The following is a 22,339-nucleotide window of genomic DNA, read 5'->3' as shown; positions in this document are numbered from 1 at the left end:
AAAATTGACAGATCATTGCTTTTTGGCAATGATCTGTTTTTTTATACCTTTCATCCTTATTTGTGTTTGTTTTGTAAAATTAATAGATATTATTTTCAATAGGGTGAAAGTTTGCTGGCGTTTTTGGGGGGGCATATGCATAAAAGCGGGGGATTTACTTTAATCGAGCTGATGGTGACGATGGCGGTGATGGCGGTTGTTGTGATGATGGCGGCTCCATCATTTAACAATATGCTTATAAAGCAGAATATGAATAAAAGCGCCCGAGATTTGATTGCTACCTTTACAGAGGCGAAAGCTAAAGCGGTTCTTGAGAGAAGAATCGTTACGGTTAAGCTGAAAACAAAGTGTGCTCCAGAAGATCAGCCAGATTGCTGGCAGCCTTCTGATAAAGCCGTTCTAAAAAACGTTGCGCTCAATACTGTGGAATTTAGGCCAAATGGTTTAGTAAATTCTGCTGCTGACATGACATTTGAAATTTGCAATCAAGCTTCTGGCAATACTTCTAAAAAAGTTACGATTACAAGAATGGGCACGATTCAGCTGGTTGCCGAGGGGAGCTGCACATGAATTCTTCATATGGAAGTCAGAGAGGGCTGGGGTTAATGGAAGTGCTGGTTGCACTCTTGCTGCTGGCTGTAGGGATTTTAGGCTTTGTCGCGCTTCAGTATAGGTCAATTGAGGCAACAACGGAGGCTGTTTACCGGGTGCAGGCTATGAATTTAGCGCGCGATCTATCTGAAAGGGTTCGTGTGAACCGTGATCAGGCGGATACATATCAAACTGAAACTTCAGATGCGGCCAAGCAGAAAGTTTCCGCCAAAAATTGCTATACGCAAAATTGCAGTAAAGTTGAACTGGCGGACTTTGATGTGGAGCAGGTGTATAAAAAAGCTTCAAGTGTTGGGATGAGCATTAATATGCGCACCTGTGAAGGCAACAGTGATGCGCGAAATTGCATTTATGTTGCTTGGGGAGAAACAGCAGCAACTGATGGCAATGGTCAGGGTAATTGCACTACCGGAACAAGCTATGTTGCAGCTTCAACTTGTATTGTGATGGAGTCTTACTGATGAAGCAGCTGCAAGCAGGTTTTACCTTACTCGAGTTAATGATTTCTTTAATGTTGGGGCTTATTATTGTTGCTGCTGCCAGTATGCTGTTTATTACTGGGCAAAAAAGCTACATGCTTCAGCAGGGATCGGGAGATATTCAGGACAATGCAAATTTCGGTTTGGACTATATAGTTAAAGATGTGCGGCTGGCAAATTTAGATGCTGTGGATGCAGTTTTAAATGACCGATCTTATATAGGCGGGGTGGTTTTAACTTCATCTTCATTTTCGGCGCGCATTACTGATAGCACTGGAACATTGAATATTTTCAGTAATTTAGATGAAAAATTAATTGGGCCAAGTGTTGAAGTTAATTTGCTGAGCAGAAGTTCTGGACAGGCAGCAGGCACAGCGCCGGCTTGGAGTGGCGCAAGCAATGTTCAGGCAAATGGTGCAGATTTAGCCAGTGATCAGCTAGTGATTCAATACCGTCCAGTAGAGGCCGGCGGTTTTGACTGTGAAGGGCGTGAAATTACGACAACAAATCAAGTTATTGTTCAGCGTTATTTTTTAAGGGAAGATGCTAATAAAGATTCTGGCGAACCGAATAAGGCTTTAGCATTGGCCTGCGATGCGGGATTTTATCCAATTGCCGGCAGTCCTGTGGCGGTCAGTAGTTATGGGGATGCTGGGGAAATCATCATGAAGCGGGTGGATTATTTGCGTTTTCTTTTAGGTGTTGAAAATGCTGATGGAACATTCCGCTATCTTTCCGTAAAAGATTATCTGGATGGTACTTCAGGCTTTGCTTCAACAGGCCCCCGCATTATGGCGGTGCAAATCGGCATGCTGGTGCGTTCAAATGCAAATGTTGGCGTTGATCAACTTATAAAAAATGATCAGGAGTTTCAAGTATTGGATAAGGCAGTTAAAGTCAAATCAGCTGCAAATAAGAATAAATATGTTCGTCAGGTTGTATCTCAAGAAGTAGCCTTGAGGAATGCTTTGGGAGGGCGCGGTTCATGAGCAGGTTTTCACAAAAAGGCGCAACTTTAATGGTTGTGCTGGTTTTATTGGTGATCATTACCATTATTGGAACCATGGCCATCCGTCAAGGCATGGTCTCGTTAAATGTTGCAACAAATGCTCAGGTGCAGCAGCTTTTGGTGCAAAACTCGGATGCTGCATTATTTAGGGTGGAAGATCAGAAAAGTGTGATCCGCAACATGGCGCGAGACGGAATGTTTGGATATTTACGCGGTGTGAATAATAAAAATAAGGAATTGGTTTTCTGCTATCGGGCGGATCAGGGAAAAAAAGATTTTTTTAAAATTCAGCGCGCAAGCCTTGTGGACTGGGTTCCAGGGCAGCTTGCGCCCAGAAATACGGCTTTAGGCGGAGACGGTTTCTGCAAAGCAGCAGACAGTTCCGCTAACTTTTTTACCAGCGGGCGCAAGGTGGTGATGACGCAAGTTTCAGTCAAATACAGTTCATTGCCAAGTGAAAAGCCTTTCCAGCATTCCGCGCGGGGTACATATGCCAAAACTGCAAAAGTTGAGGAGACCGAAAAAGTGAATGTTTATTCGGTTTCTCTTATGCCAAATTTAAGCTCTGCTTCGGCTAGCAAAATTAATGGTTGCCTATCGATGCAAATGAATGAAGTCAGTGAGCCTGATGACGCTGCTGCCACTATTCCGGCTTCCAGCAGGGAGAGTGTGACTGCCTGCTTAACGCGCTTAAATGTGCCTTTTACCACGCAAGTTGCCGAATATACCATTGTTCAAGCATTTAACTGATTAGGATAAAGACAATGAAAAAGATGAGAGAAAAATTAGACTTGTCAGCTTTACGCCAAAAAATATTGGCAGCCTCAGTAAGTGCTATTTTGACAGGGGGATTGGCATCCGGCATTGCTCAGGCCAGTGATGTTGATGTGTACCAGACAGCAAAGTCTGGCGATATTACTTTGATGTTTATGTTGGATATTTCCGGAAGTATGGAAAATAAAGACGGGGGGAAGATAACGAGAATTAACCGTGTTAAGACGGCAATGCAGGATTTGCTGGCAGGGAATGCAGCCGCAGGGATCACAAGGATAAGCGATGATAAAATCATTGGACTGTCAACCTTAGGAGCTGTTTATCAGAAGTGTGATTATTATGGATATTGTTATAATAATACAGCAAATACAGGGGCTATATTGGTTCCAGCCAGGCGGCTGGATGAAAAAGTAGGAGAAGCGACTCAGCGTCAAATCCTGCTAAATGCAATCAGCGGCTTGAGTGCAAATACTGCTACTCCAACAGCAAGATCATATGCTGAAGTTGTATCCTACTTAATGGGAACTAACACAAAAGGCAAGACAGGAAATGGTTATAGCTATTCTTGGAGTGAAACTAAAGATGCTAATAACTATATAGCCCCAGCGAGTTTGGCGCAAACAGCGGATCAGCAGAAGTGCAGCGGGCAAGGGGTTTATGTATTGACAGATGGTGAACCCAATAATAATAGTTCTAGTTCAGGCCTTATGAAAGCAGCTTTAGGAACTAAAGGGAGTCTTTTTGCTTGCTCGGATAGCGATTCTGGATGGAACTGTACGCATAATATGAGCCAGGCTTTACTGGATCCGACAGCGAATCCTCAGCAGTTGAAATTTAAAACAGCAGTAGTCGGTTTTGGTAAAGATTTTAATAATGTCGCCTCTTATGACAAAAATAAAACTCAGGAAGAGAACATTAATGCTTTAGGGAGTATAAATACTGATGTTAAGAGAGCAGCCTATTGGGGGATTATCGGGCAAGGTGGCTGGTATTCTGGCAATAATTCTGAAGATGTTGTTAACAGTGTAAATGACTTTATCAGTAATTTAGGCAAAGATATTCCCTCAGTTACGACAGGAACTCCGACTATTCCTAATGATGAGTTAAATCCTTCCATCCTTCAAAAATTTGCTTATTATCCGCAATTTCAGCCTACACCAGGTCAAACTTACCAGCTGTGGCTGGGGAACTTGAAAAAATACAACGTCAATAGCTCAGGCCGCTTAACAGACAGCAATAAGGATTTGATTGTAAGCAGTAAAGGCGAAATTCTGGCTGAGCGTGTGGATCTGTGGGCGCCGGCATTAGATGCTTCTGTGGCGGAGGGGGATATAAGCACTAAAGGCAGTAAATTAAACCGCTTTATGGGAGGGGTTAAATCACAGCTGTTATTAAGAGCAACAGGCACGACAGTTAACCGTAAACTGCTGACTAACCGTATTTCCTCTGGAGCTGGTTTTGTTTCAGGCAATACCCAGCTGCAAGCCATTACGCTGGATTATTTAACGACTGCTGCTTTAGATCCGGCCCGCGGTCATTTAATGGCATTGCTTGGCTATGATGTTGATCCTACAACACCAGCAGGGTTAGCGAATATTACAAAAGCGAAGCTCTCCGCTGCAGCGCAGCCTGCTGAATTAAGGCAGGTTGGAGCAGTCATGCACTCTTCCCCTTTGTTGCTGACCAGCCAGGGAAAAATTACGTATAACGATTCAACAGGCGAACTGGGCTCAGAACAGCGCAATGATTATGTTGTATTTGGCACTACGCAGGGAGTTCTGCATGCGGTAGATGCGGATACTGGCATAGAAAAATTTGCATTTGTTCCGAATGAGATTATTGAAAATCAAAAGCTTGCATTTTTAAAGCCGGAGATGGGTTCGGCAGGGCTTGGAAGCATGTTCTATGGAATTGATGCACCATGGACTGTCTATTCTGAATATGTGCTGGATAATTCTGGCAAGCTAACTGTGGGCACTGGACTGAATTCTGAGAAAGGCGCGCAAAATGTTTACGGCGGATTGCGTATGGGCGGCCGTGGCTATTATGCGCTTGATTTAAGCAATATGGATTCGCCAAAATTATTGTTTAATATTAATCCAGATGGAGCCAGCAGCGGGCCTTTAAGCTATATGGGGCAAAGCTGGTCTAAGCCAGCAATTGGCTGGGTTAAATGGGGGAAAACCAAAAGATTGGTTATGTTTGTTGGAGGCGGTTATGACGCTGGCGGCGTTGATGGCAATGCAAAAGGATCTAATGGTGTAAAAGGTACTTATGCTGGCTATGAGGGGGATGGCTACAATCAGGGAACTAATGGCCGCGGGGCAGGTGTCTATATGTTTGATGCACTGACCGGTGAGCATTTGTGGTGGGCAAGCAGTAAAGCTGCAACAAGTGACAGTACTGCTGATTCAGGAACAATTGGTCTGAAAGACTCCAATATGAAATACAGTGTGGTTAGTGAAATTACTACAGCAGACCGAGATTCTGATGGCTTAATAGATCACCTATATTTTGGTGATTTAGGCGGGCAAGTTTTCCGTATTGATATTAATAATAAAGCGGCTGCTCAAGGAGGCTTTGCAAGATCTCACCGCATTTTTAACTTATCTCAAACAGATGGGAAAGCGCCACGCTTTTATGAAGCGCCAGCATTTTCCATTTATGATGTGGAAGGAAAAACTTTTGCTGTGATTTCTATTGGCAGCGGAAACAGAAGTGCTCCATTGCAGGAATATACCGTAGGAGCTTCGGGCCGGGATTATGATGCAATTTACAATATTTATGATAAGGATGTAACTAATCCCGAACTGTATACAATGACTGATAACAAGTTTGTCACAAAGGATATTGATTTAAATTTGTCCACAGGCTTAAAGGCTATTGTGGATACCAACCGTTTTAGCGTATCAAAGTATGTAAATTTAATAGCTCCTTATTCATCAAGCGGCTGGTATTATCAATTTAAGTCAAATCTATTGCAAAGCGAAAAAGTCTATGCAACGCCAATTGTTATTAATAATGATATGTATGTAACAACATTTGATGGAAGCAAGCCTGGCTTATCCGGTGATTGCGGCGCTGGGGTGAAAGGGGAAAGCTTTTTGACAAAATTCTGCATGCCGTTTGGCCAATGCGCTCAAGCTGGCCAAGCCGGTGCATATAAACTGAATATTGGCGCAGGCATAACAGGCGGTTCTGTGGGAGCCGGTGAGAAAGGCACAGCACGATTAATCGTTGTCAATACAGATACAGCAGGACTGACAGGTGGTTCTGCAATTACAGGCGCACGCTATGATACTGGCATGAAGCTGGTGGCTCAGCGCTGGTACGAAAAATATAAATAAGGTAAATACTTATGAATAATACAAAAACGTTTGTGTTTAATAAGGGATTTAGCTTAATTGAACTGATGTTTGTCATAGTAATCTTGGGCATTATTCTTGCAATAGCTATACCCAGCTATCAAAGCTATGCACTCAGAGCGAGTGCATCGAGTGCAGAGCAGGCAATACAGGATTTGGCTATGAATCTTAATAAGCACAAAACTCGAAATTTCAACTTCCGAGGTTTTGCATTGACGCCAGATCCGATGGTATTGCCTGTGAACAGCTCTGGAAATAATGTGAAGTATGAAATAACCGTACGTGACGGTACTAGTACAAGCCTTAAATTGACTGATGCTGCTGCTTTGGGGCAAGAGTGGGTGATTCGGGCTGAATCTAAAAACCCTAAGAACTATACTTATTTAATGGTCAGTACAGGTTTCCGGTGCAAAAGCAAAACGGCGGCTAATGTCACTTACAGCAATTGCGGTACAGGCGCAGATTCGGAGAAATGGTAATGAAAGGCTTTACTTTAATTGAAGTAATGATCGTTGTAGCTATTATCGGAATATTGGCGGCCATAGCTTATCCCTCCTATCAGGAGTCTGTCCGGAAGTCTAAGCGCGCAGACATGCAGTCGCAATTGCTGGATACTGCGGCAAAAATGCAAAAATATAGAATTGCCAATTTTACATTTTTTAAGCCAGGAACAACGACAGCTATTACGCTGAGCGATATTGGTGTTGCAAGCGCTTATCCTATATCAGGCCAGCAACTTTACGATATTGAGCTGAAAAATGTAACTGCTGGGTCTTGGCTGCTGGAAGCGAAACCTAAAACAAATACAATGCAGGCACCTGATGGCGCAATTGTATTGAATTCCCGCGGTGAAAGATGCTGGACGAAAGGCGCTTCCAGCTGTACACCATCAGCCACAACAAACTGGGACGGCCGCTGAGCCCAAATTCAAAATTGTGGATAAACAAATTTTGATCTTTCTTTCGTTGTAAAGATAACGTAAAATATTGCCCTCTATGAAAGGGGTTTGAAGTGTTCCGGTGGTCGGGGCAGGGATAATCCGTAAAAACTATAAGGTTGTATCATGGTAGTTATTCGCCTAGCACGCGGTGGTGCTAAAAAACGTCCGTTCTATCAAGTTATTGTAACTGATAGCCGCAATGCGCGTGACGGCCGTTTCATCGAACGTATTGGCTTCTTCAACCCGACAGCTCAAGGTAAAGCAGAAAAACTCCGTTTAGACGCTGACCGTTTTGCTCACTGGGTTGCTCAAGGCGCTCAACCTTCAGAACGCGTTGCTTCTTTAGCTGCTCAAGCTAAAAAAGCTGCAGCTGCTGCATAATTTTTGCAAATTAACGTAGCAGGCAAGCCCATGACACCAACACAGAATGTGCCCGAAGATCGAATTCAGATTGGACAGCTGCGTTCAGCATATGGATTAAATGGGTGGCTCTGGGTCTATTCCAATACAGAACCTATGAGCAACATCTTTGACTACCTGCCTTGGTACATAGAAACCAAAGCGGGTTGGCAAACAGCAGATGTAAAACGCTGGAAACCGCATGGCAAAGGCCTGGTTGTTTCGCTGAAAGGTGTGGCTGACCGCACGGCAGCGGATAATCTGGTTGGCGCAAATGTCTGGATATCAAAATCGCAGCTGCCTCAGGCGGGCGTGGATGAGTATTACTGGTCAGATTTGAAGGGCTTAACCGTGTTGGGCCTGGACGAAGAAGAGCAGGAAGTCAATCTCGGTCAAATCCATGAACTGTTTGAAACAGGCGCTAACGATGTGATGGTGGTTCGCGCAACACCTGACAGCGTTGACGGCGAAGAGCGCATGATTCCATGGCATAAAGATGTGGTGCAGCGGGTTGATCTCGAAGCTGGTCGCATCTACGTGAATTGGGGCGTAGATTATTAATCCTTTAAGGATTGACGCAGCAGGAAAATAGAGGAGTCTGCGGTGTTTTTTGCAGTCATAACGCTTTTTCCTGAAATGTTTGAAGCGATTACAGCCTACGGTATCAGCGGGCGCGCAGCGAAGCGTGAGATTGTGCAAGTTCATTGCATCAATCCGCGGGAATTTGCTGAGGGTAGCTACAAGCGGGTGGATGAACGCCCGTTTGGCGGCGGCCCCGGCATGGTGATGATGGCTGAGCCTCTGGCGAAAGCGATCCAGCATGCCAAACAGCTTGCAGAGCAAGCGGGAGCGGTTCATGTTCCTGTGGTGTATATGTCGCCGCAAGGAAAAACCTTGAATGAGCCTGCAGTGCAGCAGTTTGCCGAATATGACGGACTGATTGTGCTGTGCGGGCGCTATGAAGGGGTCGATGAGCGTTTGATCCAGAAATATGTTGATCAGGAATGGTCAATTGGAGACTACGTTTTATCCGGCGGTGAACTTCCTGCGATGGTTTTATTGGACAGCATTATCCGGAGGCTTCCGGGCGCGATGTCTGATGAGCAGTCTCATGTGCAGGACTCATTTGTGGACGGCCTTTTGGACTGTCCGCAATATACCAAGCCAGACCATTTTGAAGGTTTGGATGTTCCAGACGTTTTAAAGTCAGGACACCATGCCAATATTGAAAAATGGCGGTTTTTGCAGCGTTATCAGCGAACCAAAGAACGCCGGCCTGAGCTGGCGGACAATGTTGAGTTGACGAAGCAGCAAAAAAAATGGCTAAAAGATTTGGATACCCAATAAAAGTATCCTTTTAATAGGCTCTTTATGCATTGAAGTGGTCAGGCATAAAGGGAAAGATAATCGGGTCTATGCGCTTTAGCCTCTATGCCCAGCGGATCTCAGACCTCTTCTGACCCGCACATATTGGAGATACCCCATGAGCGGTAAGCATCCTTTAGTACAAGCTGTTGAAAATGCACAGCTGAAACAAGATATTCCAGCTTTTGCGCCAGGCGATACAGTAATCGTTCAAGTAAAAGTAAAAGAAGGTGAGCGTGAGCGTCTTCAGGCTTTTGAAGGCGTTGTAATCGCGAAGAAAAACCGCGGCTTGAACTCTGCGTTCACAGTGCGTAAAATTTCTAGCGGTGTTGGCGTTGAGCGTGTATTCCAAACTCACTCGCCAATCGTTGCCGGCATCGAAGTGAAACGCCGCGGTGACGTTCGCCGTGCTAAGCTGTACTACCTGCGCGAACTGTCTGGTAAAGCTGCACGTATTCGTGAAAAATTGCCAGCTCGCAAAGTTAAAGCTTAATTTTAAGTTTTTGCTCGAGTTAAAAAATGCGCCTTTTGGCGCATTTTTTATATTTGCAGTTCTATTTTTACAGTCCCTGCAGCTTCAGGCGGCTGGCATGCTGGCGGTAAACATCCACAGGGTCGGGCGCAAACAGCGCTTTTAATCCCAGCACCTGATTGACTTCATCCAAATGATTCCAGTTGTAGTCATCGCGGACGGTTTTGCCGAATTTAGCGCTGCATTTGGAGACTAAGCCATCGTTATCTTTGCCGCCGTCAATCAGCAGGCTGGTAAGCTTGAGGACGGAGTCCGGGTCCAGCAGATTGGTCACGGTGCCCGCGCCTGCAAATGAATAGCTGTAAACGCCCTGATCCAGCAGCTTGCCGTCCGCGCAGGCGGCTGCCGGCATGCCTAAGGAGAATTTGGCGTTGAACTGGGCTGCGCCGGCCAGCGTCAGGCTTTTGCCTCCGGCCAAGGCGTCATGCGGATAGCTGTCCGGGTCCAGGCCTTGCGCCCATGTAATGGCTTTGGAGAACAGGTTCACCGCGCCGGCCAAAGGTGCTTCAGCAGGCGTGCCTTCGGCTTTCATTACCAGATCCGCCACCGGCGAGCCCTTATGCGGGCCGGCGATGCTGGTCAGGGACGCGACCACATCCGGGCGCACGCCGGCAACATAGCGGATGGTTGGCCCGCCATGCGAATGGCCGATCAGATTGACCTTGGCTGCCCCGCTGATGGCGCGGATTTCCAGCACCTGCAGCAGCAGCTGTTCGCCGCGCACTTCGGTCGAGTTGAAAGGCGAAACGCGGGTCGCCCAGGCGCTGGCGCCGTTGCGCGCCAAATCCGGCAGAATCTGATACCAGTAATCCAGGCCGAGCGGATCGGCTCCAACGGTAATGAAGCCGGCCATGCCGTGGCTGAACACCAGCGGATATTTGGTCTTGGCGTAGCTTGAGCTGACCTGGCCCGCAGCGGCCTGCACCGCCTGCGACGCGATTGCGGTATTCATGCCGGCTGCGGACAGCAGGCCTGCAAGCAGAAATCCATATTTCATAAACAATCCTCAGTTTTTATTTTAAGTTTGAGATAAGTGATGTGGCCTGCCTTATCGGCTTGCACCTGAAAATCCTGCATTCCTTTATCTGCTGTTATTGTTATTGTTATTGCCGCCTGTTAATTCAATGAAGCGGGCGCCAGGCTATTTTTTCATGGCATTGAATTAATTCCATGTCAATTCAGGTCAGGAAATGCGCGCAGATGTCATATTTTAAGGCGCCGGCGCGCTTCAGCGGCGCAGGCTGCTGATTGTTTGAGAAAGGAGAAGTGGGGAGGAGGGCTTGCGCTGCCGGCAAAAAATAAAGGGCGCTGCTGCGCCCTTTACTGGCCTTCATGCGCCTTAGAGGCCCTGCAGGCGGAGCCGGTTGGCATGCTGGCGGTACAGCGCCACCGGGTCCGGCGAGAAAATGCTGCGCAGGCCAAACACCATATTCACTTCATCCAGATGGTTGTGCCTGTAGTTGTCGCGGATGACTTGGCCCAGATGCGCGCTGCAGCGCGAGACCAGCCCGTCATTGTCGGTATTGCCGTAAGCAAGGGGCGCCAGCTGGCTGATCATGGTGTCCAGAACGTCCAGCAGGTTGGTGGTTTGCGCGGTGCCGGTCCATGAATAATAGCGGACGCCTTTTTCAAGCGCCGCGCCAGAGCTGCTGCAGCTGGAGGCCAAGGCCGCGGTTGGGAATTTCTGATTAAAGGCCGCCGCGCCTTTTTCGCTGATTGACGCCAGCGAAGCATCCATATTGACCGGAAGCGTGGAATTGCCTTCCGCCCAGGTGATGACAGGCCCCAGCAGCTGGCCGCCGAGTACTCCGAAGATGGAATTCAGCCCTTTGCTGTCCTGAATTTTATCCGCAACCAGCGAACCGCGGAAAGTTCCCGCCACGCCGGTCACTGACGCGACATACTGCGGCTTGACTGCAGCCACATAGCGGACGGTCGGGCCGCCGTGCGAGTGGCCGATTAAATTGACTTTATCCAGCCCGGTCAGGGCGCGGACTTCTTCAACCTGAGCCAGCAGCTGCTCGCCGCGCACTTCAGTGGACTCCAGCGGAGAGACTTGGGCCGCAAAGGTGTTTGCGCCATTGCGGGCCAAATCCGGCAGAATCTGGTAAAAGTAGTCCATGCCGAAACTGTCGAAGCCGACGCGGGTAAAGCCGAACATGCCGTGGGTAAACAGAATCGGGTATTTGGTTTTGGCATAGTCCGATTTTGCGCTGACGGTGACATGCTGCAGGCCTTCAGCTGCCTGAGCGGACTGCAGGCCGATTAAACCGGCGCCGGCCAGCAGGGCTGCGCCCAGCAGGGTATTTTTATTCTTCATTGATTTCATCCTGAATCAAAATTATTGGAAATGTTTTTTTAATGCTTACTATTCGCCGTACGGCAGTTTTCCTCCCTGGTCATGAACGGATTCAAAAGTGCTGGCCCGCAGCTGCTCTTCTCTGGTCTGGAAATGCTGACCGCGCAGCTGCTGTACGGCTTTCCGCTTGGCGTCATCGCTCATGCCGCTTTGCATGATGCTGTCGCGCTCCGCCAGATAGCCATTGACCTTGTTTTTCCAATCGGCGCGCTGCATGTCCAGCGCTTCAAGGCGCTGCGCGGCTTCCGGGCCGGCCAGGCTGGTGCGCATTTGCCGGATTTCCTCGGCCGAACCGCCGCGGGCTTTAATATCTGCAGTCAGCTTGCGCAGGTCTTCCAGCTTGTTCAGCTGCTCCAGATTTTCTTTCCAGTCCTGCGGCAGCTCATCAAACAGCGCCTTCAGCTGGCCGGCTTTTTCGCCTTCATTGAGCGTTTTGTCATTCATCACCTCCATGCGCTTGAGGGTATATTCATGGTAGGTGTTTTCGGCGCCGAACAGGCCTTCTATTTCATAGCCGGAGAAAAACTGCTTGCGCAGGTTCTGCATGCCGGCGTAAATGGCGCGGTAATACTGCGGGTCGTCCTGGCTGAGATCCGGCGCTTGCAGGCCGCCCAGGCGCTCGCGGTAATCGATATAGCGCGACCACAGCGCTAAAATCTGCGTCAGCGCAGGCTCCTTATAGCTTTGCCGGATGTAGGCGCCAAAGTCCTGCTTGATCTGATCAATGGATTTTTCGCCGTACTGGGTAATGAAATACTCGAAACAGTTGCGGGTCTGCTCATTTACAATCAGGCGCTGTGCGCCGTCGAGCCTGATCTGGCAGTTGATTTCCGTATCCTGCTGGCTGGGGCTGAAATAGGGCGCGCCATCCGGATTGCGCGCCTGCATGGCATGGTTGTTTCCGGCCGCGGCCGGCTGGCCTGCGTTTTGCGCGGCGGAGGCTTGCCCATCCTGCGGCATCAGCCAAAATACCAATGCGCCAATGATCAGAACAGCCGCTGCGGCGCTTATCCATAACTTATATTTCGGCATATCCTCATGCACCTTTTTTCTGTTTTATTGGTTTTATAATTCATGCAATGGGTCTGAATATGCCATAAATGAAGCACAAAATCACAGAAATGTTGTAAAGATTCAGTTACCATTGCGCTGTTTCCTCTCGCTTATTTTCTGCCATGAAATCATCTTCCCCTAAAATTCAGCGCCGTCATATCAGCGGTGTTTTTCTGCTCAACAAGCCGCTGGGCATCAGCTCGAATGCGGCCCTGCAGCGGGTCCGCTGGCTGTACCGCGCGCAAAAAGCGGGGCATACTGGCGCATTAGACCCGCTGGCTTCCGGCCTGCTTCCTATCTGCTTAGGCGAGGCGACCAAGTTCTCGCATTACCTGCTGGACTCGGTCAAGCGCTATCAGACCACAGTGTTTTTAGGGCGCAGCACCACCACCGGCGATACTGAAGGCGAAACGCTGCTGGAGCAGGCCGTGCCTGAATTGAGCGAAGAAAAAGTGCTGCAGGCGCTGCAGCAGTTCACCGGCGGGATTATGCAAGTGCCGCCGATGTATTCGGCGCTGAAAAAAGAAGGCCGCCCGCTGTATGAGCTGGCGCGCAAGGGCATTGAAATTGAGCGCGAAGCGCGCCCGGTGACGATTGAAGCTATTCAGCTGCTTGCGTTTACTGCAAACAGCATCACTTTGGATGTCACCTGCTCCAAGGGTACTTATATCCGCGTGCTGGGCGAGGATATCGCCAAGGCGCTGGGCACGCAGGGCCATTTGACCTATCTGCACCGCATTCAGACCGGGCATTTTGCCTTGATTCCAAGCTATACCATTGAATATCTGGAAAGCCTGAGCGAAGCCGAGCGTGAAGCGCTGCTGCTGCCGGCCTATGCGCCGGTTGAGCATTTGCCGAAAGTGCAGGTGCCGGAAGGGCGCGCGGAATATTTCAGCCGCGGCATGGAAAGCAATATTGAACATGAAGCTGCGCCTGAAGCGCTGGTGTTTGACGGCGGCAAATGCTTAGGGCTGGCGGAAATCACCGAACGCAAGCGCCTTGTGCCGAAACGGGTGCTGAACCTGTAATCTGCAGCCCGCAAGACCTGCTTATTTATCTTTAAGGCCAAAACTGTGGAAATTGAAATAATCTTAAGCCTGCTGTTCTTTGCATTTTTTGCCGGAGCAATTGATGCTGCGGTAGGCGGCGGCGGGCTGATTCAAATTCCGGCGATTATGAATGCCATGCCGCAGCTGGCGCCTGCAACCGTGTTCGGCACCAATAAGCTGTCGTCTATTTGCGGCACGGCCTCGGCGGCCTATTCATTCCTGCGCAAAGTCAGGCTGCGCTGGAAACTGCTGGCGGTGATTGCCGGCTGCGCATTTGTCAGCTCCTTTGCCGGCGCGGCCTGCGTTTCCATGATTCCGAAAGAAGTGCTGCGCCCCTTTGTGCTGGTGATGCTGATTGTAATAGCCATCTATACCTTTATGAAAAAGCAGTTCGGGCAGGTGCATACCCATCAGGAGCTGACGCCTAAGATTCTGCTGCTGGCCGCCGCCGGCAGTTTGGCGATTGGCTTTTATGACGGGATTTTCGGCCCGGGCACCGGCAGCTTTTTTATTTTCTTTTTCATCCGCTATCTGAAAGCCGACTTTCTGCATGCATCGGCGCTGTCTAAAATCGCCAATTTAACCACCAACGTCGCAGCGCTGAGCTTCTTTGCGCCGACGGGGCATGTGCTATTTGCGGTTGGCGGCATGATGGCCATAGCAAACGTTTTGGGTTCCATCGTCGGCGTGCGGGCTGCGCTGAAATACGGCAGCGGCTTTATCCGCATCCTGTTCCTGATTCTGGTCAGCGTGCTGATTGTGCGCTTGGGCTATCAGACGCTGACCGGCCAAGCCTGAACCGCATTGTACAGGCGGATACTGCCATCGAAGGCATTAAAACAGGCATGCGGCTGGAGCAAGGGCGCTGTTCTGCTTTATGCGGATTCAGCGGCCTTGCCGGATGATGACCTGAGTGTCACGCCCACAGAGGCGGCCATGACGCACAGCAGCGCCAGCCACTGCAATGCGCCGATTCTTTCACCCAGCAGCAGCAGCCCGGCTAAGGCGGCTAAAGCCGGAGAGAGGCTGGAAAGCGTGCCGTAGCTGAGCTTATTCAGCTGCTTCAAGGCTTTTAAATCCAGAGCGTAGGGAATTGCTGTGGCCAATACCGCAATCGCCAGAGCCTTGCCCCAGTACTGGGTTTCCAGCAGGGCGGGCGCATTGCGGTATAAGCCAATCGGCAGCAGAATCAGGGCGGAGAGGCAGATGGCGATGGTCAGCGCATGCATGCCGATATTCTGATGCACGACTTTCTGGCCGAAATAAATGTAAAAAGCCCAGCACAGCCCCGCGCCTAAGGCGCAGGCCGCGCCAAAAATAGAAAAATCTGCGCCTGCCGCCTGCCCCCACGGCACCATTAAGGCAATGCCGGCAATCGCCAGCAGCACCCAGACATAATCGCTGCGGCGCTGAATGGACAGCAGCGCCAAGCCTAAGGGGCCAATAAATTCCAGCCCCACTGCAATGCCTTGCGGCAGTTTGCCCAGCGACATATAGAACAGCACATTCATTACGCACAGCGCTGCGCTGTAGCACAGCAAATCGCGCCATTTTAAAAACGGCAGGCGCTTGAAAACCTGCCATGAACGGAACATCACGCAGACAATGACCGCGGCGAAGCACAGCCTTAAAATCGTGACGCTCAGCGGGTCCATCACGCTAAACAGCTGCTTGGCGAAAGATGCGCTGATTTGATAGGAGATCATTGACAGCACCATGTACAGCACGGCTATGAATTGGGCATTTGGCATAGGACGGTCGGCAGTTCAGGCTGGGCAGAGGAGTCACTGGATTATAGCAGCAATTGCGGAATAAAAAGATCATCTGCGCGCTCTGATACCAAGATGAATTCATGTGAAAAGTGCTATTAAATTGAAAACCCGGCAAATTAAATTAATAATATATTGCACTTTTTTTGTTCAATTTGAACATTGGGAAAGAATAATGACATCAAAATTACAATTTCGGGCGCTGTTTGCGGCTTGTGTTTTGGGCGCCTCTCTTGCGGGATGCGGATCGGATAATGATTCAACTTCCAGCACGCAAAATCAGGAAGTTATGGTTGAAAGATCAGTCTCAGCATTGATTCAGGCTGCGGATGGCACTGCGCTGAAAGGCGCTAAAGTAACGGTTGCTGGCCAGTCTGCGGTGACAGATGAGCATGGAGCAGCTTCTTTTAGGGTCAGCCTGCCGCAATCCGCTAAAAATGTCGTGGTCAGCTTTGAAAAAGAAGATTTTATCACTCAGTCGATGGTTTATGACGCTGCCAGCCTTGCGCGCGTGGCGGCCAATTTGCTTGCGGTAAAGCAAACAATTGAGGTCAGCAGAATTGAAGAAGAGCAGGTGATTCAGTCGGCCTTTTTAGGGGCGAGCATCAGCATTCCTGCAGGGGCTTTTGTATTGCCAAACGGCCAGCCGGCAGCAGGAAAAGCCTGGGTGAAGTTCACGCCGTGGGACATTACCGGCAGTGACCTGAATGCAATGCCGGCCAACGGCGCAGCGGTGGATGCGCAGGGCAATCCGGCCAGCCTGATCAGCGCCGGCATGATTACAGCCATCTTTACCGATGAGGCGGGCAATCGGCTGCAGCTGGCTCAAGGTAAAACAGCCGATATTCAAATGCACCTTCCGCTGAGCAGCATCAATAATCAGGCGATGGCGGTTGGCGCATCCATTCCAATGTGGCATTTCAATGAAGCCAAAGGCCTATGGGAAGAACAGGGCGCGGGAACGGTTGTTGCAGATTCAAGTTCTGCAACCGGCTTTGCGGTTCATGCTCAGGTTTCGCATTTTTCCACGTGGAACTGGGATTTTAAATTTGATAATCCAGGTTCTGTAACAGTACAGTGCAAGGCTGCCGCCCAGCCTGTGCCGTGCCACATTACGGCAAAAGTTGAACTGGAAGACGGTTCCGGCTTAACCAAAGTAAATTCAATTCCGGCGGAAGGCACAAAGATTGTGAACATGCCGTCTAAAGGGGCAATTCACTGGAGCGCAAAAGACAGTACAGGCACGCTGATCGGTTCCGAAGTATCAGGAACTTCAGGAACAGTCGTTATTGATTTGGGCACGCCTAAAACCAATAACTTTGTTAAATGTGAACTGGAAGATGGAACACCAGCAGCCTGCAGCGGCTCGTTTGCTGCGCAAGTGCAGGGTGATGAGAAAACGGCAGAGTTTACTGCCGATAAGAGCGGCGCGCGGATGCTGACTGGGCTGCAGGCAGACAATAATCAGCTGAATTGGTCTGCGCATACAGCAGCTATCTTAGTTAATGATCAGTGGGTGCGCTATACAGGAACGGCTATTTCTGATTCAAATTCCGCAGTTACAATTATTTTAAAAGATAAGGAAGTGATTGCTTCGGATAAGGGGTTAAGATTTTTTGTCCAGTGTGTTGCTGATTATGACTACAATTCGGGTACATGGGATACAGAGAATGCAGAATTGAAAGCTCAGCCGTGCGAAATTCAAATTGAAGTGCATATGGAGAATAAAGAACAGCCAGACCTGCTGAGGTTTACGGCAGCTTATGGCGAGAAAAAGCTGATTGCATTGCCAAATCAGTATAGCGGCTTCGCGTGGTTAGGCGAAGGCGATATTTCGTATTTTTTTGTCGAGGGCCGTATGCTGAAGGGTGTTTATTGTGGCAGCGCTAATAGCAGTGAGGGGTTTTCCCATGATGAGCAGCCAATGTTCCTGATAAGGCTTTGGGGCGGCGGAACGCCATCGAATGATCCAGCGTATTTTTGCCAGCAGCCTGCCTAATGAATTAGGCTAGTAAAAAAACCGCGCATCCGCGCGGTTTTTTACTGGCGCAGCTTTTCTTCCGCCAGCTTCTTGGCCCGCTGTGTGGTAAAGGTGCAGCCGATGGATGCGCTGATGATCACAGCCAAAGCCAGCCATTGCGTCCAGAGCAGCTGCTCATTCAGGAAAACAAAGCCTGAAAGCGCGGCAATTGCCGGTTCAAGGCTGGTCAGTGTGCCGAAAATCAGCGGCGATAGGCTGCGCAGCGCGATCATTTCCAAAGAGAAAGGTAGGGCGCTGGCAATAACAGCCAGCGCCAGGAAATAGGCTAAATTTTCAGGCTCAAAAACCGCAGCGGTCATGCCGGAAAACAGCGCAACCGGCATCAGGCACAGCATGCCGACGAACATGCCCAGGCATACCGTATGGTTGCCGGAAACGCCGGAAGGCTTCTGCCCGGAAATAATATACAGCGCCCAGCAGGCGCCCGCGCTTAGCGCAAACAGAATGCCCAGCGGGTCAAGCGACTGGGCAGCCTGATCAAAAGGAAACAGCAGCGCCAGGCCTGCAACAGCCAGGCCCACCCAGACAAAATCAAACTTTTGCCGCGCGTGGTACAGCGCAACGCTTAATGGCCCGATAAATTCAAAAGAAACCGCAATGCCGAGCGGCAGGCGGTCAAGCGACAGGTAAAACAGCGCATTCATGCCGGCTAAGGCGCCGCCGTAGCTGATAATGGCTTTCCAGTTCACCTGCTTAAAATTAATCTGCCAGATTTTAAACAGCAGCGCCAGAATCAGCGCGCCTAACAGCAGGCGCATGACTGATACAGTCAGCACCGAAAACTGGCCGAACAGGATTTTGGCAAGCGAGCCGCTGCCCTGCATGCTGATCATGGCGATAAACAGCAGAATCAGCGCCTGCGCATGCGGCCTAGTGTTAAAATTTGGCATAGTCTAAATTTGGTTTTGATTTCTCAGGGAGCGGAAGGGGAGAAATAAAAGCTTTAAAATAAAAAAGCCACAGTCCAAAGACTGTGGCTTTCAATACGGATTGAATTAGAACAATACGCGGACGCGGATTGTGCCTTCAACTTCGTTTAAGGTATCCAGCGCTTCTTTAGAGGCCGTCGCATCAACGTCCATCACTAAATAGCCGACATCGCCTTTAGTCATAAGCGACTGGCCGGAGATGTTGATGCCGTGTTCAGCAAACAGGTTGTTGATTTTAGACAGGACGCCCGGCACGTTGCGGTGAATGTGCAGCAGGCGGTGCTTGCCTTCGGTCAATGGCAGCGCGATTTCCGGGAAGTTCACCGCAGACAGGGTCATGCCTTTGTCTGAGTAAGCCACGAATTTTTCAGCCACTTCAAGGCCGATGTTGGCTTGCGCTTCCATGGTTGAACCGCCAACGTGCGGGGTCAAAATCACGTTTGGCAAATTGCGCAGCGGAGAAATGAATTCTTCGCCATTGGCTTTCGGCTCTTTCGGGAATACGTCTACCGCAGCGCCGGCAACATGACCTGATTTCAAGGCATCAGCTAAGTCTTCAATCACTACGCAGGTGCCGCGGGCAGCATTGATGAAGATTGCGCCTTCTTTCATTTGCGCAAATTTTTCTTTGGTCATGAAGTTGCGTGTAGACGGAACATCAGGCACATGCAAAGAAACCACGTCAGCATTTGCTAAAAGTTCGTTTAGGCTGCCGACTTGACGCGCATTGCCTAAAGGCAATTTGGTCACTGTGTCAAAGTAGATGACTTTCATGCCCAAGCTTTCAGCAAGTACAGAAAGCTGCGAACCGATTGAGCCGTAACCCACGATGCCTAAAGTTTTGCCGCGTGTTTCAAATGAACCGACAGCTGACTTGTTCCAGCCGCCTGCATGCGTATCTGTCGATTTTTCAGGCACGCGGCGCAGAAGGAGGATCGCTTCCGCCAAGACCAGTTCAGCTACTGAACGGGTATTGGAATACGGCGCGTTAAATACTGGAATGCCGCGGATCATGGCGGCATTTAAGTTCACTTGGTTGGTGCCGATGCAGAAACAGCCCACGGCAATCAGCTTATTCGCCGCTTCAAAAACTTCTTCAGTCAATTGAGTGCGCGAACGAATGCCGATGAAGTGCGCATCTTTTACCGCTTCTTTCAGCGCTTCGCCTTCAAGCGCAGTTTTGCGGTAATCGATGTTGGTGTATCCGGCAGCATTTAAAGTGTCGATGGCGTTTTGATGAACGCCTTCTAACAGCAAGAAACGAATTTTATCTTTAGGCAGGGAAAGATGTTGGCTCATTACGGCTCCGCTACAAAGGCCAAATTTAGTGGCGGTATAATAGCATAGGACTATGCCCGATATACATTTCCTTTATGGCGGGCGCGCCGGGTATTTTGGCGGAATATGTGTCAAAACTTGTCGCGTGCGGTCTAATTAAGCCTGTAATTTCAAAGGCGACATTGCAAAAGCCGTAATTTCTGCAGGATTTGCTGAAAAATGCCTTATAATGCGCATTCGTGAAAAAAGGTTTCCAGCCCAGCGCGCCTTTAATCCTCACGGTTGTCTAAGTCTTGTTCAGTAGTCATGCTTGCACAACTGAATGATTTATAGACCATTTACAACTTGTTTTACTTCTTGCAAGGTCTGAAAACGATGAACGCTCCAGTCGCTTTAACCCCAGAGTTATTGACCCAATTGACCGCTATTGTGGGTGAAAACCGCATTAAAACCGATGCGGACAGCCTCGAAAATTGGGGCCGTGACCATACCAAGCACTTCGACCCGAACCCGTCAGTCATCGTTTTTCCTTCCTCAACAGAACAAGTGCAGGCGATTGTCAAGCTGGCGAACCAGTTCAGCGTGGCCATTACCCCAAGCGGCGGCCGCACAGGCCTGTCTGCCGGCGCGGTCGCGGCCAATGGCGAAATCGTGGTCAGCATGGACAAGATGAACCAGATTCTGGAATTTTTCCCGGCCGACCGCATGGTGCGCGTGCAGGCGGGCGTGGTGACGGAACAGCTGCAGAATTATGCTGAAGAGCAGGGCATGTATTATCCGGTGGATTTCGCCTCTGCAGGCTCATCGCAAATCGGCGGCAACATCGGCACCAATGCCGGCGGCATTAAAGTGATTAAATACGGCATGACCCGCAACTGGGTGCTGGGCCTGACTGTGGTAACAGGCAAAGGCGATGTGCTGCGCCTGAACAAAGGCATGATTAAAAATGCCACCGGCTATGCGCTGCAGCATTTATTCATTGGCGGTGAAGGCACTTTGGGTCTGGTGACTGAAGCTGAAATCAAGCTGGAGCGCCAGCCGCAGGATCTGCAGGTGATGGTCTTGGGCGTGCCGGATTTTGAGGCGGTGATGCCGGTGCTGCATGCCTTCCAGGCCAAAATTGATCTGACCGCCTTTGAGTTCTTTGGCGAATTGGCGATGCAGAAAGTCTTGGCGAATGGCCATGTGCAGCGCCCGTTTGAAACCGAATGCCTATTCTATGTCCTGCTGGAATTTGAAGCGCCGTTTGAGCCGATCATGGACAAGGCGATGGAAATTTTTGAGCACTGCATGGAGCAGGGCTGGGTGCTGGATGGCGTGCTGAGCCAAAGCCTGGATCAGGTTGAAAGCTTATGGCGCCTGCGCGAAGACATTTCCGAGTCGATTGCGCCGTTTACGCCGTACAAAAACGACATTTCTGTGCTGATTACTCATGTGCCTGCATTTATTAAAGAAATTGATGAAATTGTGGCATCCAATTATCCGGACTTTGAAATCTGCTGGTTCGGCCATATCGGCGACGGCAACCTGCACTTGAATATTCTGAAGCCTGTAGACTTAAGCAAAGACGAATTCTTTGCCAAATGCCAAGTGGTGAATAAATACGTGTTTGATACCGTGAAAAAATATGACGGTTCAATTTCTGCGGAACACGGCGTGGGCATGACCAAAAAGCCGTATTTGGAATACTCGCGTTCAGCTGAGGAAATTGAATACATGAAGGCGCTGAAGCAAGTATTTGACCCGAAGGGCATTATGAACCCGGGCAAATTGTTTGATCTTTAATTTTTAAGATTGAACTTAAGGGCGCATCGGAAGATGCGCTTTTTTATGCCATAAAAACAGGCTTACATTTGGCTTATAGTGTAATGCGGATTAAAACGGCATGATGAGCCGGGAAAATGGAAATTGGGGAAAAAGATGATGTTGCGACTATTGGCGGTTTCTGCGCTGTGCCTGAGCGTTTTGTCCGGCTGCGCAGCGACGCAGAAAATTGTAAATAAAGCCGGCGGTTCCGATACGCCGCTTGCGCAGGTGCTGAAAGAGCGCCCGGATTTGCGCAAGGAATTGGCGACGGTAGAAATCCGCCAGTATTTCAACCGCGTGGAGTCGCCGACAGCTGCTGAAGTGAAAGTGACTGAAACAGGCTTGCTGGATGATTCTGTACGTTCAGTCCGCACCATTTACCGCTTTAAGAATGTAGAGGGTGACTGGGAGCGCACCAGCACGCAGAAGGAATATCAGTGCCAGCGCGGCAAAAATACCAAGGCTTTTCAAACAGCGCTGTGCCCTTAATAAATATTTGATTTATGGTTGAAAATTAAGCTGTGAGGCCTCATGGAAAGCGTATCGGTGGATGCGCTTTTTTGCTTTTGAGGCTTTATAA

22 protein-coding genes are annotated in these 22,339 nt (G+C 49.4%); 16 read left to right on the top strand and 6 right to left on the bottom strand.

What is annotated here, in order from left to right:
• Positions 1 to 111 precede the first annotated feature (111 nt).
• From BEN74_RS09170 to rplS, 11 genes are all read left to right on the top strand, one after another.
• A complete protein-coding gene (locus BEN74_RS09170) occupies positions 112 to 570 on the top strand; it encodes a GspH/FimT family protein (RefSeq protein WP_322900142.1) in 459 nt (152 codons plus the stop codon).
• Positions 567 to 1,073, top strand: a complete 507-nt coding sequence (gene pilV, locus BEN74_RS09165) for a type IV pilus modification protein PilV (protein ID WP_068912849.1) — start codon at positions 567 to 569, stop codon at positions 1,071 to 1,073. Before BEN74_RS09170 ends, pilV begins: the two co-directional genes overlap by 4 nt.
• On the top strand, positions 1,073 to 2,080 hold the full coding sequence (locus BEN74_RS09160) for a PilW family protein (RefSeq protein ID WP_068912846.1): 1,008 nt from the start codon (positions 1,073 to 1,075) through the stop codon (positions 2,078 to 2,080). Before pilV ends, BEN74_RS09160 begins: the two co-directional genes overlap by 1 nt.
• A complete protein-coding gene (locus BEN74_RS09155) occupies positions 2,077 to 2,850 on the top strand; it encodes a pilus assembly protein PilX (RefSeq protein WP_068912844.1) in 774 nt (257 codons plus the stop codon). Before BEN74_RS09160 ends, BEN74_RS09155 begins: the two co-directional genes overlap by 4 nt.
• Before the next feature lie 14 nt (positions 2,851 to 2,864).
• Positions 2,865 to 6,221 (top strand): PilC/PilY family type IV pilus protein, encoded by a 3,357-nt coding sequence (locus BEN74_RS09150; RefSeq protein ID WP_068912841.1) that lies wholly within the window; start codon positions 2,865 to 2,867, stop codon positions 6,219 to 6,221.
• A gap of 11 nt (positions 6,222 to 6,232) precedes the next feature.
• A complete protein-coding gene (locus tag BEN74_RS09145; protein WP_068912839.1) occupies positions 6,233 to 6,718 on the top strand; it encodes a type IV pilin protein in 486 nt (161 codons plus the stop codon).
• Positions 6,712 to 7,158 (top strand): type IV pilin protein, encoded by a 447-nt coding sequence (locus tag BEN74_RS09140; RefSeq protein ID WP_068912836.1) that lies wholly within the window; start codon positions 6,712 to 6,714, stop codon positions 7,156 to 7,158. The genes BEN74_RS09145 and BEN74_RS09140 overlap by 7 nt, the downstream gene beginning before the upstream one ends.
• 144 nt (positions 7,159 to 7,302) lie before the next feature.
• On the top strand, positions 7,303 to 7,560 hold the full coding sequence (rpsP, locus tag BEN74_RS09135; RefSeq protein WP_068912833.1) for a 30S ribosomal protein S16: 258 nt from the start codon (positions 7,303 to 7,305) through the stop codon (positions 7,558 to 7,560).
• Between the two features lie 30 nt (positions 7,561 to 7,590).
• Entirely contained in the window at positions 7,591 to 8,139 is a 549-nt protein-coding gene (gene rimM / locus BEN74_RS09130; protein ID WP_068912831.1) for a ribosome maturation factor RimM, read from the top strand.
• A 42-nt stretch (positions 8,140 to 8,181) separates the two neighbouring features.
• A complete protein-coding gene (trmD, locus tag BEN74_RS09125; RefSeq protein ID WP_068912829.1) occupies positions 8,182 to 8,925 on the top strand; it encodes a tRNA (guanosine(37)-N1)-methyltransferase TrmD in 744 nt (247 codons plus the stop codon).
• A 136-nt stretch (positions 8,926 to 9,061) separates the two neighbouring features.
• Positions 9,062 to 9,436, top strand: coding sequence for a 50S ribosomal protein L19 (gene rplS / locus BEN74_RS09120; RefSeq protein ID WP_068912826.1), 375 nt, complete (start codon positions 9,062 to 9,064; stop codon positions 9,434 to 9,436).
• A 67-nt stretch (positions 9,437 to 9,503) separates the two neighbouring features.
• Here the strand turns inward: rplS and BEN74_RS09115 are convergent, their stop codons facing one another.
• From BEN74_RS09115 to BEN74_RS09105, 3 genes are all read right to left on the bottom strand, one after another.
• Positions 9,504 to 10,472, bottom strand: a complete 969-nt coding sequence (locus tag BEN74_RS09115; protein ID WP_068912824.1) for an esterase/lipase family protein — start codon at positions 10,470 to 10,472, stop codon at positions 9,504 to 9,506.
• 342 nt (positions 10,473 to 10,814) lie between these two features.
• Complete coding sequence (locus BEN74_RS09110) at positions 10,815 to 11,804, bottom strand: esterase/lipase family protein (RefSeq protein ID WP_068912821.1); 990 nt, start codon at positions 11,802 to 11,804, stop codon at positions 10,815 to 10,817.
• Between the two features lie 39 nt (positions 11,805 to 11,843).
• Positions 11,844 to 12,866, bottom strand: a complete 1,023-nt coding sequence (locus BEN74_RS09105) for a lipase secretion chaperone (RefSeq protein ID WP_068912818.1) — start codon at positions 12,864 to 12,866, stop codon at positions 11,844 to 11,846.
• Between the two features lie 143 nt (positions 12,867 to 13,009).
• Between BEN74_RS09105 and truB the strand changes: the two genes are divergently transcribed.
• Positions 13,010 to 13,915 carry a tRNA pseudouridine(55) synthase TruB gene (gene truB, locus BEN74_RS09100; protein ID WP_068912816.1) on the top strand — a complete coding sequence of 302 codons (906 nt, stop codon included), beginning with the start codon at positions 13,010 to 13,012 and terminating at the stop codon, positions 13,913 to 13,915.
• A 45-nt stretch (positions 13,916 to 13,960) separates the two neighbouring features.
• Positions 13,961 to 14,734, top strand: a complete 774-nt coding sequence (locus tag BEN74_RS09095; protein WP_068912814.1) for a sulfite exporter TauE/SafE family protein — start codon at positions 13,961 to 13,963, stop codon at positions 14,732 to 14,734.
• Positions 14,735 to 14,811: 77 nt separating this feature from the next.
• On the opposite strand, the gene BEN74_RS09090 is transcribed toward BEN74_RS09095, so the two are convergent.
• Positions 14,812 to 15,687: an EamA family transporter gene (locus tag BEN74_RS09090; RefSeq protein WP_068912810.1), complete on the bottom strand. Its 876-nt coding sequence runs from the start codon at positions 15,685 to 15,687 to the stop codon at positions 14,812 to 14,814.
• A gap of 307 nt (positions 15,688 to 15,994) precedes the next feature.
• On the opposite strand from BEN74_RS09090, the gene BEN74_RS09085 reads away from it, so the two are divergent.
• The gene (locus BEN74_RS09085) at positions 15,995 to 17,704 is read left to right on the top strand and encodes a hypothetical protein (protein ID WP_228200411.1); all 1,710 of its coding nucleotides are present in this window, start codon (positions 15,995 to 15,997) and stop codon (positions 17,702 to 17,704) included.
• A gap of 41 nt (positions 17,705 to 17,745) precedes the next feature.
• On the opposite strand, the gene BEN74_RS09080 is transcribed toward BEN74_RS09085, so the two are convergent.
• Positions 17,746 to 18,636 carry an EamA family transporter gene (locus BEN74_RS09080; RefSeq protein ID WP_068912804.1) on the bottom strand — a complete coding sequence of 297 codons (891 nt, stop codon included), beginning with the start codon at positions 18,634 to 18,636 and terminating at the stop codon, positions 17,746 to 17,748.
• 105 nt (positions 18,637 to 18,741) lie between these two features.
• Complete coding sequence (serA, locus tag BEN74_RS09075; RefSeq protein WP_068912801.1) at positions 18,742 to 19,974, bottom strand: phosphoglycerate dehydrogenase; 1,233 nt, start codon at positions 19,972 to 19,974, stop codon at positions 18,742 to 18,744.
• 354 nt (positions 19,975 to 20,328) lie between these two features.
• On the opposite strand from serA, the gene BEN74_RS09070 reads away from it, so the two are divergent.
• Both BEN74_RS09070 and BEN74_RS09065 read left to right on the top strand, forming a co-directional pair.
• Complete coding sequence (locus tag BEN74_RS09070; protein WP_068912799.1) at positions 20,329 to 21,738, top strand: FAD-binding oxidoreductase; 1,410 nt, start codon at positions 20,329 to 20,331, stop codon at positions 21,736 to 21,738.
• 138 nt (positions 21,739 to 21,876) lie between these two features.
• Complete coding sequence (locus BEN74_RS09065) at positions 21,877 to 22,248, top strand: hypothetical protein (protein ID WP_068912796.1); 372 nt, start codon at positions 21,877 to 21,879, stop codon at positions 22,246 to 22,248.
• Positions 22,249 to 22,339 lie beyond the last annotated feature (91 nt).

Origin of the sequence: Acinetobacter sp. WCHAc010034, assembly GCF_001696615.3 — a bacterium.
Lineage (GTDB): Bacteria > Pseudomonadota > Gammaproteobacteria > Pseudomonadales > Moraxellaceae > Acinetobacter.
Note: the sequence above shows the minus strand (reverse complement) of the source record. Positions and strands in the feature narration are given on the sequence as shown.